General features: G+C 56.8%; 7 protein-coding genes, 2 tRNA genes, 3 rRNA genes and 1 pseudogene. 5 read left to right on the top strand and 8 right to left on the bottom strand.

Annotated elements, in window-relative coordinates; genetic code table 11:
• The first annotated feature begins 6 nt into the window (after positions 1 to 6).
• From HU825_RS12790 to HU825_RS12775, 4 genes are all read left to right on the top strand, one after another.
• A complete protein-coding gene (locus HU825_RS12790) occupies positions 7 to 636 on the top strand; it encodes a DUF7931 domain-containing protein (RefSeq protein ID WP_054094835.1) in 630 nt (209 codons plus the stop codon).
• On the top strand, positions 633 to 1,442 hold the full coding sequence (locus HU825_RS12785) for a secretin N-terminal domain-containing protein (protein WP_054094834.1): 810 nt from the start codon (positions 633 to 635) through the stop codon (positions 1,440 to 1,442). Before HU825_RS12790 ends, HU825_RS12785 begins: the two co-directional genes overlap by 4 nt.
• Before the next feature lie 487 nt (positions 1,443 to 1,929).
• Entirely contained in the window at positions 1,930 to 3,525 is a 1,596-nt protein-coding gene (locus tag HU825_RS12780) for an isocitrate lyase (protein WP_054094833.1), read from the top strand.
• A 173-nt stretch (positions 3,526 to 3,698) separates the two neighbouring features.
• Positions 3,699 to 5,693 (top strand): PhoX family protein, encoded by a 1,995-nt coding sequence (locus HU825_RS12775; RefSeq protein ID WP_234302156.1) that lies wholly within the window; start codon positions 3,699 to 3,701, stop codon positions 5,691 to 5,693.
• Between the two features lie 50 nt (positions 5,694 to 5,743).
• Here HU825_RS12775 and HU825_RS12770 read toward each other — a convergent pair whose 3' ends face one another.
• Entirely contained in the window at positions 5,744 to 6,817 is a 1,074-nt protein-coding gene (locus HU825_RS12770) for an AI-2E family transporter (RefSeq protein ID WP_234302155.1), read from the bottom strand.
• Between the two features lie 126 nt (positions 6,818 to 6,943).
• Positions 6,944 to 8,260: a Na+/H+ antiporter family protein gene (locus HU825_RS12765; protein ID WP_234302154.1), complete on the bottom strand. Its 1,317-nt coding sequence runs from the start codon at positions 8,258 to 8,260 to the stop codon at positions 6,944 to 6,946.
• 210 nt (positions 8,261 to 8,470) lie between these two features.
• Here HU825_RS12765 and queD point away from each other — a divergent pair, with 210 nt between their 5' ends.
• On the top strand, positions 8,471 to 8,827 hold the full coding sequence (gene queD, locus HU825_RS12760; protein WP_043299101.1) for a 6-carboxytetrahydropterin synthase QueD: 357 nt from the start codon (positions 8,471 to 8,473) through the stop codon (positions 8,825 to 8,827).
• 108 nt (positions 8,828 to 8,935) lie between these two features.
• Here the strand turns inward: queD and HU825_RS12755 are convergent.
• The 6 genes and pseudogenes from HU825_RS12755 to HU825_RS12730 all read right to left on the bottom strand — a co-directional run.
• Positions 8,936 to 9,989, bottom strand: a pseudogene (locus tag HU825_RS12755) (IS3 family transposase); the annotation flags it as partial.
• Between the two features lie 85 nt (positions 9,990 to 10,074).
• A 5S ribosomal RNA gene (gene rrf, locus HU825_RS12750) occupies positions 10,075 to 10,190 on the bottom strand.
• Between the two features lie 129 nt (positions 10,191 to 10,319).
• Positions 10,320 to 13,210, bottom strand: a 23S ribosomal RNA gene (locus HU825_RS12745).
• A gap of 230 nt (positions 13,211 to 13,440) precedes the next feature.
• Positions 13,441 to 13,516: transfer RNA gene (locus tag HU825_RS12740), tRNA-Ala, on the bottom strand.
• Positions 13,517 to 13,545: 29 nt separating this feature from the next.
• Positions 13,546 to 13,622: transfer RNA gene (locus HU825_RS12735), tRNA-Ile, on the bottom strand.
• Positions 13,623 to 13,686: 64 nt separating this feature from the next.
• Positions 13,687 to 15,223: ribosomal RNA gene (locus tag HU825_RS12730) — 16S ribosomal RNA — on the bottom strand.
• Together the 16S, 23S and 5S rRNA genes with 2 tRNA genes alongside form the textbook arrangement of a ribosomal RNA operon.
• Positions 15,224 to 15,503 lie beyond the last annotated feature (280 nt).

Genomic DNA, 15,503 nt, shown 5'->3' with positions numbered 1-15,503 from the left:
TTCGCCATGCACGACAACGCCAAGGATGATCGGGACGATACAGGCGAGTCGCTAATCATCGACTTCCAATCGCCGGGGCGATTCGACGTGCATAATCCGTTGTCGGACCAACCGGCGCCGACGTCCTGGCAGGCCGCGTCGGCGCGACTCGGAGAGGACGCCGGCGTACAGCACTTCACCAGTCCCGAGCAGGTTCGCGCGCACGCGCTGGCGTTCTTCCAGCAGGCGCAACGCAACCTGTGTCTCTACAGCCCGGACCTGGAACCCTGGCTGTTTCACCACAGCAGTATCCAGCAGGCCTGCACACGCTTTCTGCTGGCGCACCCGCGCAACCGGTTGCGTATCCTCATCGAGGATTCCACCCGGGCCGTGCAGAGCGGTCACCGCCTGCTGGCGCTGGCCAGGCGCCTCAGCAGCAATGCCCAGATTCGCAAGGTCAATCCCGAGTATCCGCGCGAAGAGGACGCCTATCTGATCGCGGACAAAACCGGCCTGCTGATACGTCCCCATCGCGATCCCCATAACGGGTATGCGCTGTATAACAACCCGGCGCGGGTCCGTCTGAGCCAGTCGAGCTTCGACCAGGCCTGGGAACGCAGCCTGTCCGATGCCAACCTGCGGAGCTTTCTGCTATGACCCTACGCCGCCATCTTGCCACACTCGCTCTGGCCATCTGCCTGCCGTTGCACGCCGCCACGGAGGTCATCCCGCTGCAATACCGGATGGCTGAGGATGTCCTGCCGGTAGCCCAATCGGTGATCGGCGAACAGGGTCGGGTCAACGCCTACGGCAATCAGTTGATCGTCAATGCTCCGCAAGCGGCGATCGTAGAACTTCGTCAGGTACTCGAGCAGCTCGACAGCGAACCCAAGCGCCTGCTTATCAGTGTCGACACCCAGGATTCGGCTGCTGGCAACTCCAGCGGCTACAGTGTGGATGGTTCGATCCGCGCCGGAGATGTCGAGTTCGAGACAGGCCGTGGCGAACGTCATGGTCGCGACCAGGTGCGCATCATCCGGCGTTCGACCAGCAGTCAGGAGGGCGGCATCCAGCAGATCCAGACCAATGAGGGCTATCCGGCGCTGATCCAGGTCGGCCAGAGCGTACCGCTGACCACCAGTGGCACCGACGGCTATGGCCGGATCTACCAGCAGACGCAGTATCGCGACGTCACCCGCGGCTTCTACGTGACGGCCAATCTCATCGGTGATCGTGTTCAGATCACCGTCAGCAGCAACCGTGATCGGGTCAATCAGATGACCCCGAATGTGATCGAAACGCAGCTCGCCGATACCCGCGTCAGTGGCCGCGTTGGCGAGTGGATCAGCCTGGGCGGCATCGACGAAAGTGCCTCATCACAACACGACGGCACCTTGCGACGTTACAGCACGCAGGGCCGGCAAGACCTTTCGCTGCGACTGAAAGTCGACGTACTGGAGTGATAGCGCTTCGCGCAATGTGGCAGCGCCCCGCTTATGTAGTGCCACAAAAAAAACACTACAAAATGATTGACGAGGCTTTCCCGGCAGCGCATCATTGCCCCGCTCCCGCTAACCAGAGGCTCTGGAAAGGGTCTCCGGGGCGCGCTCCAGCCAACCAGCCGAGCCGTCCCGTGACTGTACTGCCCACAAGGCGGACTGACGAGGTTGCGACTGGAACGAGTCGTCCTGAGGGACGGGGAAGCGATTAACGCATCAGCCAGACTTATAGTCTCGACGTTGTCAGGCCCCACGGCAGCCACGCCAACCGGGAGCTTCGCAACCAAGAGCCAGCCCGGCGATCGTGTCCATGCCCTCCTCCTCGGTTTCAATCCTCGTCCTGGTCGCAGTTCGACGCTCTGCCGCGTGTTGCTCGCATTGATCCGTTAGCACGCAGTTTTTGGTGGGAAAGTCGGTGCTCAACCAAATTCACATCTATGAAGGATTGACCATGTCCGCATATCAAGACGACATCAAGGCAGTTGCCGCCCTGAAAGAGAAGTTCGGCAGCAGCTGGAGCGCTATCAACCCGGAATCCGTGGCCCGCATGCGCGCCCAGAACCGCTTCAAGACCGGTCTGGAAATCGCTCAGTACACCGCCGACATCATGCGCAAGGACATGGCCGAGTACGATGCCGACTCGTCCGTCTACACCCAGTCGCTGGGCTGCTGGCATGGCTTCATCGGTCAGCAGAAGCTGATCTCCATCAAGAAGCACCTGAAGACCACCAACAAGCGCTACCTCTACCTGTCCGGCTGGATGGTTGCCGCTCTGCGCTCCGAGTTCGGCCCGCTGCCGGACCAGTCGATGCACGAGAAGACCGCAGTCTCCGACCTGATCGAAGAGCTGTACACCTTCCTGCGTCAGGCCGATAGCCGCGAACTGGATCTGCTGTTCACCGCCCTGGATGCCGCTCGCGAAGCCGGCGATAACGCCAAGGCTGCTGAAATCCAGAACCAGATCGACAACTACGAGACTCATATCGTCCCGATCATCGCCGACATCGACGCTGGCTTCGGTAACCCGGAAGCCACCTACCTGCTGGCCAAGCGCATGATCGAAGCGGGTGCGTGCTGCATTCAGATCGAGAACCAGGTTTCCGACGAGAAGCAGTGCGGCCACCAGGACGGCAAAGTGACCGTTCCGCACGCCGACTTCCTCGCCAAGATCGCTGCCGTGCGCTACGCCTTCCTCGAACTGGGTATCGACAACGGCGTGATCGTGGCGCGTACCGACTCCCTGGGTGCAGGCCTGACCAAGCAGATCGCCGTGACTAAAGAGCCGGGCGACCTGGGCGACCTGTACAACTCGTTCCTGGATTGCGAAGAAGTTGCTGCCTCCGACCTGGGCAATGGCGACGTCGTGATCAACCGCGGTGGCAAGCTGCTGCGTCCGAAGCGTCTGCCGTCCAACCTGTTCCAGTTCCGCAAGGGCACCGGCGAAGACCGCTGCGTCCTGGACTGCATCACCAGCCTGCAGAACGGCGCCGACCTGCTGTGGATCGAGACCGAGAAGCCGCACGTTGGCCAGATCAAGGGCATGGTTGACCGCATCCGCGAAGTGATCCCGAACGCTAAGCTGGTTTACAACAACAGCCCGTCGTTCAACTGGACCTTGAACTTCCGTCAGCAAGTGTTCGACGCCATGGTCGCCGAAGGCAAGGACGTTTCCGCCTACGACCGCGCCAAGCTGATGAGCGTCGAGTACGACGAAACCGAGCTGGCTCAGATTGCAGACGAGAAGATCCGTACCTTCCAGAAGGACGGTTCCGCTCACGCCGGCATCTTCCACCACCTGATCACTCTGCCGACCTACCACACTGCCGCGCTGTCCACCGACAACCTGGCCAAGGGCTACTTCGCCGACCAAGGCATGCTGGCCTACGTGAAGGGCGTTCAGCGGCAGGAACTGCGTCAGGGTATCGCCTGCGTCAAGCACCAGAACATGGCTGGCTCCGACATTGGTGACAACCACAAGGAGTACTTCGCTGGCGAAGCGGCTCTGAAGGCGAGCGGTAAGGACAACACCATGAACCAGTTCCACTAAGGAACGGTTTCAGCCTGGCAACAGGCTGCGGTGTAGCAAAGGCCCCGGCTCTAAGCCGGGGCCTTTGCGTTTCGAGCGCTCATGTCGCTCGTCGTAATGCGGAGCGGTGTCATATAGCTGTCTCACGACAAAACTAGAGTCAGGATTCCGTCAATCGACTCAGGGAACGCGACGTGAGCACTGACAACGACAATATTCTGTTCGGCAATGGCGATGAGCTACCCAGCAACCGTTCCGGAAATACCCATATTCAGGATGTGATCAATCTCGGCCGTCGCCAGGTACTGGCCGGTGGCGCCTCGCTAGGCGCGCTGGCCTTCCTGGGAGCGACACTTCCGGGAGCGGTCCAGGCCGCCGGTCAATCGGCAGAGCGGCTCAAGGATTTTCCGCTGAAGCGCCGCAGCCGACTTCCCTTCTCAGCTGTTCCAGTCACTCGCCACGATGGCATCAGCGTCCCGCCGGGATACACCGCAACGACGTTCATTCCGTGGGGCACCCCTATTAGCGGGCGCTATCCGGCCTATCTGGAAGACGCCAGCAACAGCGCCGAGGACCAAGCGCACCAGACAGGCATGCATCACGATGGCATGCATTTCTTCCCAATCAATGCCAAATACGGCGGGCACCAGAGCGATCACGGATTGCTGGTGGTGAATCACGAGTACATTGATGCGCCGCTGCTGCACCCCAACGGGCCGACCGTGGTCGACGGCAAGCGCACCGTAGTCGACGAAGTCCGTAAGGAAATCAATGCGCACGGGGTTTCCGTAGTGGAGATCCGTCGCGGCGTGCGCGGCGACTGGTCCGTACTGCCATCTGCCCGCAATCGCCGCATCACCGGCGCCACCGCCATGCGTATCGAAGGTCCCGCCAAGGGGCATGCCTTGCTGCGCACCCGCTACAGCCCGAGCGGCACTTCCACCCGCGGCACACTGAACAACTGCGCGAATGGCTTTACCCCGTGGGGCACCTATCTGACCTGCGAAGAGAACTGGGCCGGTTACTTTGCCAGCCAGGACAGTGAACTACCGCGCGAGCTCAGCCGTTACGGTGTACGTGACACCAGCCGCTATGCCTGGGAGACCATCGCTGGCGATGAGTTCCAGCGTTTCGATGCGACACGCCGCGGCGCCGATCCGCGGTCCGACTATCGCAACGAGCCGAACACCTTCGGCTGGATCGTGGAGATCGATCCCTTCGATCCAGACGCCATGCCGGTAAAACGCACCGCCCTCGGCCGCTTTGCGCACGAGGGGCTGGTGTTTGCACCCGTCAAACCGGGTCGCCCGCTGGTCTGCTACTCAGGTGACGACTCGCAGAATGAATACATCTACAAGTATGTCAGCCGTGACCGCTACCGCCCGCTGCGTAGCGATGGTCGCCTGCTGGATGCGGGAACGCTCTACGTAGCCCGTTTCAACGCGGATGGCAGCGGCGATTGGCTGGCTCTGGACATTGACGACCCGGCGTTCCAGCAGGCCTGCGCAACGGCCGGTGTGAGCTTCGCCGATCAGGGCGAAGTGCTGATCAACACCCGTCTGGCTGCCGACATCGCCGGCGCGACGCGAATGGATCGCCCGGAATGGGGTGCCGTTCACCCGGACAACGGTGATGTCTATTTCACCCTGACCAACAACAGTGCGCGTAGCGAGGCCGATGCAGCCAATCCGCGCTCGCCCAATCCTTACGGCCATATCATTCGCTGGTCGGAAGAAAGCCGCGACTACGCAGGAACCCGCTTTCGCTGGAACATCTACCTATTGGCGGGTCCGCAGGGCGACAGCAGAACCCCAAGGGGCCGCGCTCTGGATGACAGCAACATCCTGGCCAGTCCAGATGGGCTGTGGTTCGATGACGAAGGCCGACTCTGGATCCAGACCGACATGAGCGGCAGCCAGCTGAAATCAGGCCCGTTCGGTAACAATCAGATGTTGGTTTCTGATCCCAAGACAGGGGAAACCAAGCGCTTTCTGGTCGGACCGCTAGGCGCGGAGGTGACTGGCATCACCGCAACGCCCGATTTCCGCACGCTGTTCGTGAATATCCAGCATCCAGGTGAGGGGTCTACGCCGGGCAATTACAGCAGCAGCTGGCCGGATGGTCCTGGCCTGCGGCCGCGTTCTGCAACAGTCATCATCAGCCGCAAGGACGGCAAACGACTGATGTGAGACGTCCCCTGATCAAGGCCGGCCCTGCCGGCCCTTGATTAAAAAGGTGTTCATTCGCCCGCGTCAGCTGAACCTCGTGGCCGATCGCCATTGGTAAAAAGCCCCCACGATGAGATGAACAAGGCCGCGATAAGCGGCCCGATCACGAAGCCATTCAGCCCGAACAGAGCGAGCCCACCGAGGGTGGAAATCAGGACAAGGTAATCGGGCATCTTGGTGTCCTTGCCCACCAGGATCGGGCGAAGGATGTTGTCCACCAGGCCGATAACCATCACCCCATACAGGATCAGAATCACTCCCTGCCAGACTGCGCCGCTGAATAGGAAGTAGATCGCTACAGGTGTCCAGATCAGTCCGGCCCCGACGGCGGGAAGCAGTGACAGGAATGCCATCAAGACCGCCCAGAGCAGGGCTCCTGATATACCGAGCACCGCGAAAATCACTCCGCCGAGCGCGCCCTGCGTGATCGCAACAATGACGTTGCCCTTCACGGTGGCTCGCACTACTCGGGTGAATTTATTGAACAACCTCCGTTTCTGAGTATCGCTCAGCGGCAGCGCCTGCCGAATCCGCAACACCAGCTCACGCCCGTCGCGAATGAAGAAGAACAGCAAGTAGAGCATCACGCAGAAGCTCACCAGAAACTGAAACGTACCCTGCCCAAAGCTGAATGCTTTCGTCGCTAGAAACTGACTGCCTTCCAGCGCGCCGCTGGAAAGCTTTTCTCGCATGCTGTCCAGATCGCCAAGGCCGAACCGCTGGAGCTGCACCCGCAGACCATCCGGCATCATTGCCTTCACTTGTGCCAGGTAGCTGCCAACGTCCAGTTCACCGGTCTCGATGCGCTGATATAGCGCAGCACCTTCTTGCACCAGCATTCCGGTAATTACGATTACGGGAATAACCGCCACCAATAGACATATCAGTAAAGTCAGCAATGCAGCTACATTCGGGCGCCCGACGAAGCGCTGCTGCAGCCGTCGCTGCAATGGCGAGAAGAGTATGGCGAGTACCGCTGCCCAGAATACCGCTCCATAGAATGGCAGGAGGATCCAGCCGAATGCGAGGGAAACCAGCACCAGTAAAATGAGGAAGGTCTTCTGCTCGAGCGTCGATCTGATCATTCTTCACCCAGAAATCCGTTGTGCTATCCCGTTAGTCAACATACGGATTCGCGAGTGCGCAGCTTTTCTCTCCACGCAAAAAAGAAGGCAGGAATTACCCTGCCCTCTTCGTTCGATCCTATCGAATCACAGGATCATTGCTGCCACCCAACCAAAGGCGAGCAGCGGCAAGTTGTAGTGGAGAAACGTCGGAACCACGGTATCCCATATATGGTTGTGTTGGCCGTCGACGTTGAGGCCAGCGGTCGGTCCCAGGGTCGAATCCGACGCGGGAGAGCCACCGTCACCCAACGCGCCCGCCGTGCCCACCAGGCTCACGATTGCAAGCGGGCTGAACCCCAGCTCCACGCCCAGCGGCACGAAGATCGCCGCAATAATCGGTACCGTCGAAAACGACGAACCGATACCCATGGTTACCAAAAGGCCGACCAATAGCATCAGCAGCGCCGCCACCGCCTTGCTGTCGCCGATCCACGCGGCGGAGGCGTCTACCAGCGATTTCACCTGACCGGTTTCTCGCATGACCTCGGCGAACCCCGCTGCAGCAATCATGATGAAGCCGATCATGGCCATCATTTTCATACCCTCGGTGAACAGGTCGTCCGCCTCACGCCAACGCACCACACCGGAGGCAGAGAAGATCACGAACCCGGCAAGCGCACCGATAATCATCGAATCCAGCCATAACTGCACAATGAACGCAGCACCGATGGCAATAGCCGCCACGAGCAGTGTGACGGGACTGTAGGTTGCATTAACCCGCTCGACCTCATCTATTCGGCCCAGGTCGTAATCACGCGGCTTGCGATAACTAAAGAAGGCGATGATCAGCCCTGCGACCATCCCAAGCGCTGGAATCAGCATCGCCTCCGTCACCTTTACTCCAGATACATCCACCCCACCTTTCGCAACGTTGGCGAGCAGTATCTCGTTGAGAAAGATGTTGCCAAAACCGACCGGTAAAAACATGTAGGGCGTGATCAACCCGAAGGCCAACACACAAGCGATCAAGCGACGGTCGATGCGCAGGCTGGACACCACAGACAACAAGGGAGGAACCAGCAGCGGGATGAAAGCAATGTGAATCGGCAAAATATTCTGGGAAGAGATCGCGACCACCAGCAACAATGCCATCACTATCCATTTGACGGACTGACCTGACTGCGCCGTACGGTTTCCCACCATCATCAGCGCCTTGTCAGCCAGCGCATGAGCGAGACCGCTCTTACCGATGGCCACGGCGAATGCTCCCAGCAGCGCGTACGACAACGCGACCGTTGCGCCTCCGCCGAGCCCTTTATTGAATGCCGCAAGCGTAGACTCGATACCCAAGCCGCCAAGAAGCCCACCGCACAGCGCACCGGCGATCAACGCAACTACAACGTGCACTCGGCATAAACTCAAGATCAGCATGACGCCGACCGCAACCACCACTGCATTCATCAAACTTCACCGTTACGCGAGCCAGACTTGAGAGAAAGGGGCGTACTCTGCAATAACGCATTATCCGTGTCCAGTTTGCCATTTGAGCACCAGCCCAGCCCGTCCACGTTAGCTAGCACTTCTGGTGCAGGCTGGTCGGCTATTCGCGACGACTCTCAGGAAAGGCAGTAAAATCACTGCATTGCCGCCTCATCATTTAGCGAGTTTCTTGTGGAAATTTTCAAAGAGTTCACTTTCGAATCTGCTCATCGACTTCCGAATGTGCCCGCGGGCCATAAATGCGGACGCCTCCATGGCCATTCTTTTCGTGTAGCCATCTACATTGCTGGCGAAGTAGACCCATTTACCGGCTGGATTCGGGATTTCAGCGAACTCAAAGCGATTTTCCGCCCGATCTATGAACAGCTAGATCACAACTATCTCAACGACCTTGCCGGCCTCGAAAATCCAACCAGCGAAAATCTCGCTAAATGGATCTGGAACGAACTAAAACCGCTTCTTCCAGAGCTTTCGCGCATCCGTATTCATGAAACCTGCACCAGTGGCTGCGAATATCGCGGCGAGTGATCCTGCTGCAAGAATTTCTCGAGCGTTTCGGAGCATGCCAGCTCGTTAGCGACCTACCGTGATCGATGAACATGCGGAATAGCACCATCACACAAACCTTATGCATGTACCGATAGCACTGGGCGGTCGGTGCTCGTTGTGCCCCGTCGCCAGGCCGCGATGCGGTTTCTGGCCTCGGCCAGGGAGCAGAACCAGTGCTCGTTCAGGCATTCATCCGAAAAACCTGCCATTGAATGATTCTGTGCGGGCTTACCAGGCTGAAGCCGCCTCAGCTTGATGTCGCGCTGATAGGCCCATAGGACAAGTGCCTTGTCGGTCAATTGGGGTCTGGGGCGGTGCGAATTGCGATGGGGTAATCGCGGAATCGGGCTATTCCATCCAATGCGCGAGTAACGCGAAAAAAGCCGCTGATGCCGTGATCCACAAGGATACCTACCGTCTCCTTGGCGAAATCATCGAGCACCGTTACGCATTTGATCCTCCGCCCCGTACTAAGTGCATCGAAGACCAAGTCCATCGACCACACCTTGTTCGGCGCGCTCGGCAGGCTCAGCCGCTCGTGCTCTACGGCAACACCGTGGCGGGCGCCTTCGGCGCTTCACCATCAAACCGGCAGCCCGGTCAAGGCAATAGATCCGCTTATGGTTGACCTGCATACCTGCCGCCGCAGCAGGATATGCAGGCCCCGGTAGCCAAAGCGCCGACGCTCCTGTGCCAGCTCCACGAGTTGGGTTTGCAGCCTGGAGCCTTGCTCGCTGGAGCGGGACTGATAGCGCAGCAACGAACGAGACAACCAGATCAGCGGAACGGCACGGCGCTCGGAGATGCCGGTTCGGTTCTGGCCTGCATCTCCTCCACCGCCTCCCGCCCCGCGCTGTCAGGCTTACCCTTTTCCCCGGGCGACCACCTTCAGTGCCTTGATATCCAGATGGGCTTCGACCGGCGGCCTCTTCAGCCGGCTGTTCTCCAGTTCGAGATCCCTGAGCCGCTTGGCGTCCGGCACGGTCATGCCACCAAACTTGGCACGCCAGGTGTAGAACGAGGCATCACTGAAGCAATGCCGCCGGCGCAGCTCCTCAATCGGCACACCGGCCTCTACCTGCGTGAAAAAGTCGAGAATCTGTTCTTCCGCTTTTGGAGCCTCCGTAATTCTGCTCGGCATCACGCCGCAACATCGCCACTCAGCATTTTTTCGCACAAAGACAAACCCCCGAACCGCGCAAGCGGATCGGGGGTTTGGGATAGAAGCTTGACGATGACCTACTCTCACATGGGGAGACCCCACACTACCATCGGCGATGCGTCGTTTCACTACTGAGTTCGGGATGGGATCAGGTGGTTCCAACGCTCTATGGTCGTCAAGCAATTCGGTTGCTGCCTCGGTTTAGCCGCTGCAGCGAATTGGGTATGTGATGCTGGTAACGCGAATTCTTGCAAATTTTCGGTTTGTTTGTCGACTTACCGTCTAACAGCCAAATTGTTTGGGTGTTATATGGTCAAGCCTCACGGGCAATTAGTACTGGTTAGCTCAACGCCTCACAACGCTTACACACCCAGCCTATCAACGTCGTAGTCTTCGACGGCCCTTCAGGGAGCTCAAGGCTCCAGTGAGATCTCATCTTGAGGCGAGTTTCCCGCTTAGATGCTTTCAGCGGTTATCTCTTCCGAACATAGCTACCCGGCAGTGCCACTGGCGTGACAACCGGAACACCAGAGGTTCGTCCACTCCGGTCCTCTCGTACTAGGAGCAGCCCCTCTCAAATCTCAAACGTCCACGGCAGATAGGGACCGAACTGTCTCACGACGTTCTAAACCCAGCTCGCGTACCACTTTAAATGGCGAACAGCCATACCCTTGGGACCGGCTTCAGCCCCAGGATGTGATGAGCCGACATCGAGGTGCCAAACACCGCCGTCGATATGAACTCTTGGGCGGTATCAGCCTGTTATCCCCGGAGTACCTTTTATCCGTTGAGCGATGGCCCTTCCATACAGAACCACCGGATCACTAAGACCTACTTTCGTACCTGCTCGACGTGTCTGTCTCGCAGTCAAGCGCGCTTTTGCCTTTATACTCTGCGACCGATTTCCGACCGGTCTGAGCGCACCTTCGTACTCCTCCGTTACTCTTTAGGAGGAGACCGCCCCAGTCAAACTACCCACCATACACTGTCCTCGATCCGGATAACGGACCAGAGTTAGAACCTCAAAGTTGCCAGGGTGGTATTTCAAGGATGGCTCCACGCGAACTGGCGTCCACGCTTCAAAGCCTCCCACCTATCCTACACAAGCAAATTCAAAGTCCAGTGCAAAGCTATAGTAAAGGTTCACGGGGTCTTTCCGTCTAGCCGCGGATACACTGCATCTTCACAGCGATTTCAATTTCACTGAGTCTCGGGTGGAGACAGCGCCGCCATCGTTACGCCATTCGTGCAGGTCGGAACTTACCCGACAAGGAATTTCGCTACCTTAGGACCGTTATAGTTACGGCCGCCGTTTACCGGGGCTTCGATCAAGAGCTTCGCTTGCGCTAACCCCATCAATTAACCTTCCGGCACCGGGCAGGCGTCACACCCTATACGTCCACTTTCGTGTTTGCAGAGTGCTGTGTTTTTAATAAACAGTCGCAGCGGCCTGGTATCTTCGACCGGCATGGGCTTACTGAGTAAATCATTCACCCTCACCGGCGCACCTTCTCCCGAAGTTACGGTGCCATTTTGCCTAGTTCCTTCACCCGAGTTCTCTCAAGCGCCTTGGTATTCTCTACCCAACCACCTGTGTCGGTTTGGGGTACGGTTCCTAGTTACCTGAAGCTTAGAGGCTTTTCCTGGAAGCATGGCATCAACCACTTCGCTTTCTAAAAGAAAGCTCGTCATCAGCTCTCGGCATTAAGACCCCGGATTTACCTAAGATCTCTGCCTACCACCTTAAACAAGGACAACCAACGCCTTGCTGGCCTAGCCTTCTCCGTCCCCCCATCGCAGTAACTAGAAGTACGGGAATATTAACCCGTTTCCCATCGACTACGCTCTTCAGCCTCGCCTTAGGGACCGACTCACCCTGCGTCGATTAACGTTGCGCAGGAACCCTTGGTCTTTCGGCGTGCGAGTTTTTCACTCGCATTGTCGTTACTCATGTCAGCATTCGCACTTCTGATACCTCCAGCAAGCTTCTCAACTCACCTTCACAGGCTTACAGAACGCTCCTCTACCGCTCAACTTGCGTTGAACCCGTAGCTTCGGTGCATGGTTTGAGCCCCGTTACATCTTCCGCGCAGGCCGACTCGACTAGTGAGCTATTACGCTTTCTTTAAAGGATGGCTGCTTCTAAGCCAACCTCCTAGCTGTCTAAGCCTTCCCACATCGTTTCCCACTTAACCATGACTTTGGGACCTTAGCTGACGGTCTGGGTTGTTTCCCTTTTCACGACGGACGTTAGCACCCGCCGTGTGTCTCCCGTGCTGACACTTGCCGGTATTCGGAGTTTGCATCGGTTTGGTAAGTCGGGATGACCCCCTAGCCGAAACAGTGCTCTACCCCCAGCAGTGATACACGAGGCGCTACCTAAATAGCTTTCGAGGAGAACCAGCTATCTCCGAGCTTGATTAGCCTTTCACTCCGATCCACAGGTCATCCGCTAACTTTTCAACGGTAGTCGGTTCGGTCCTCCAGTCAGTGTTACCTAACCTTCAACCTGCCCATGGATAGATCGCCCGGTTTCGGGTCTATACCCAGCGACTAAACGCCCTATTAAGACTCGCTTTCGCTACGCCTCCCCTATTCGGTTAAGCTCGCCACTGAATATAAGTCGCTGACCCATTATACAAAAGGTACGCAGTCACCTAACAAAGTAGGCTCCCACTGCTTGTACGCATACGGTTTCAGGTTCTATTTCACTCCCCTCTCCGGGGTTCTTTTCGCCTTTCCCTCACGGTACTGGTTCACTATCGGTCAGTCAGTAGTATTTAGCCTTGGAGGATGGTCCCCCCATATTCAGACAAAGTTTCTCGTGCTCCGTCCTACTCGATTTCATTGAAAAGAGACTTTCGCGTACAGGGCTATCACCCACTATGGCCGCACTTTCCAGAGCGTTCCGCTAATCTCAAATCAACTTAAGGGCTAATCCCCGTTCGCTCGCCACTACTAAGGGAATCTCGGTTGATTTCTTTTCCTCAGGGTACTTAGATGTTTCAGTTCCCCTGGTTCGCCTCTTACACCTATGTATTCAGTGCAAGATACTGAGCTTGTGCTCAGTGGGTTTCCCCATTCAGACATCTCCGGATCACAGTCTGTTTGCCGACTCCCCGAAGCTTTTCGCAGGCTACCACGTCTTTCATCGCCTCTGACTGCCAAGGCATCCACCGTATGCGCTTCTTCACTTGACCATATAACCCCAAGCAATCTGGTTACTGTCTATAACGTGAAGACGACATTCGCCGAAAATTCGCGCTTGAATTCGCAAATTTTACCTTGAGCTATCCGATCATCAGTGAAAATGATCGAACAGTCACTTCTATCACATACCCAAATTTTTAAAGAACGATTCTGGTAAAGACCAGAAATCAACATTCCACAGAAAACCTGCAAATGTTCATTTCTGAACTCTAACGAGTGGTGGTGGAGCCAAGGAGGATCGAACTCCTGACCTCCTGCGTGCAAAGCAGGCGCTCTCCCAGCTGAGCTATGGCCCCAATGTCTTGAAGCCTGCGCCCCATAACATTGGTGGGTCTGGGCAGATTCGAACTGCCGACCTCACCCTTATCAGGGGTGCGCTCTAACCAACTGAGCTACAGACCCAATCGTCTTCGCAATGAATCAAGCAATTCGTGTGGGAGCTTATGAAGAAGCTGATGTCTTCGATTAAGGAGGTGATCCAGCCGCAGGTTCCCCTACGGCTACCTTGTTACGACTTCACCCCAGTCATGAATCACTCCGTGGTAACCGTCCCCCCGAAGGTTAGACTAGCTACTTCTGGAGCAACCCACTCCCATGGTGTGACGGGCGGTGTGTACAAGGCCCGGGAACGTATTCACCGTGACATTCTGATTCACGATTACTAGCGATTCCGACTTCACGCAGTCGAGTTGCAGACTGCGATCCGGACTACGATCGGTTTTATGGGATTAGCTCCACCTCGCGGCTTGGCAACCCTTTGTACCGACCATTGTAGCACGTGTGTAGCCCAGGCCGTAAGGGCCATGATGACTTGACGTCATCCCCACCTTCCTCCGGTTTGTCACCGGCAGTCTCCTTAGAGTGCCCACCATAACGTGCTGGTAACTAAGGACAAGGGTTGCGCTCGTTACGGGACTTAACCCAACATCTCACGACACGAGCTGACGACAGCCATGCAGCACCTGTGTCTGAGTTCCCGAAGGCACCCCGCCATCTCTGGCAGGTTCTCAGCATGTCAAGGCCTGGTAAGGTTCTTCGCGTTGCTTCGAATTAAACCACATGCTCCACCGCTTGTGCGGGCCCCCGTCAATTCATTTGAGTTTTAACCTTGCGGCCGTACTCCCCAGGCGGTCGACTTAATGCGTTAGCTGCGCCACTAAGATCTCAAGGATCCCAACGGCTAGTCGACATCGTTTACGGCGTGGACTACCAGGGTATCTAATCCTGTTTGCTCCCCACGCTTTCGCACCTCAGTGTCAGTATTAGCCCAGGTGGTCGCCTTCGCCACTGGTGTTCCTTCCTATATCTACGCATTTCACCGCTACACAGGAAATTCCACCACCCTCTGCCATACTCTAGCTCGCCAGTTTTGGATGCAGTTCCCAGGTTGAGCCCGGGGCTTTCACATCCAACTTAACGAACCACCTACGCGCGCTTTACGCCCAGTAATTCCGATTAACGCTTGCACCCTTCGTATTACCGCGGCTGCTGGCACGAAGTTAGCCGGTGCTTATTCTGTCGGTAACGTCAAAACAGCAAGGTATTAACTTACTGCCCTTCCTCCCAACTTAAAGTGCTTTACAATCCGAAGACCTTCTTCACACACGCGGCATGGCTGGATCAGGCTTTCGCCCATTGTCCAATATTCCCCACTGCTGCCTCCCGTAGGAGTCTGGACCGTGTCTCAGTTCCAGTGTGACTGATCATCCTCTCAGACCAGTTACGGATCGTCGCCTTGGTGAGCCTTTACCTCGCCAACTAGCTAATCCGACCTAGGCTCATCTGATAGCGTGAGGTCCGAAGATCCCCCACTTTCTCCCGTAGGACGTATGCGGTATTAGCGTTCCTTTCGAAACGTTGTCCCCCACTACCAGGCAGATTCCTAGGCATTACTCACCCGTCCGCCGCTGAATCATGGAGCAAGCTCCATTCATCCGCTCGACTTGCATGTGTTAGGCCTGCCGCCAGCGTTCAATCTGAGCCATGATCAAACTCTTCAGTTCAATACTGCTTGGGTTTTGAGAAAACCCTAAACTTGGCTCAGCAATCGCAAATCTCTTTACAAGTAAAGAGTAACTCTCGAATTAACGAGTGTTGCTTTGTGATGCTGATAATCATGCGACTATCAGTCTTACATTCACAAGCACCCACACGAATTGCTTGATTCAGTTGTTAAAGAGCGTTTCGATCAAGTCTTTCGTCTCAACCGAGGCCGCGCATTTTACAGCAGCCTTTCTCACTGTCAAGCTGTTTTTCGAAAATCTCTTTTCTACTCAACCGCTT

Origin of the sequence: Pseudomonas phenolilytica, from assembly GCF_021432765.1 — a bacterium.
Lineage (GTDB): Bacteria > Pseudomonadota > Gammaproteobacteria > Pseudomonadales > Pseudomonadaceae > Stutzerimonas > Stutzerimonas phenolilytica.
This window is presented reverse-complemented; position numbering and strand designations above follow the sequence as displayed.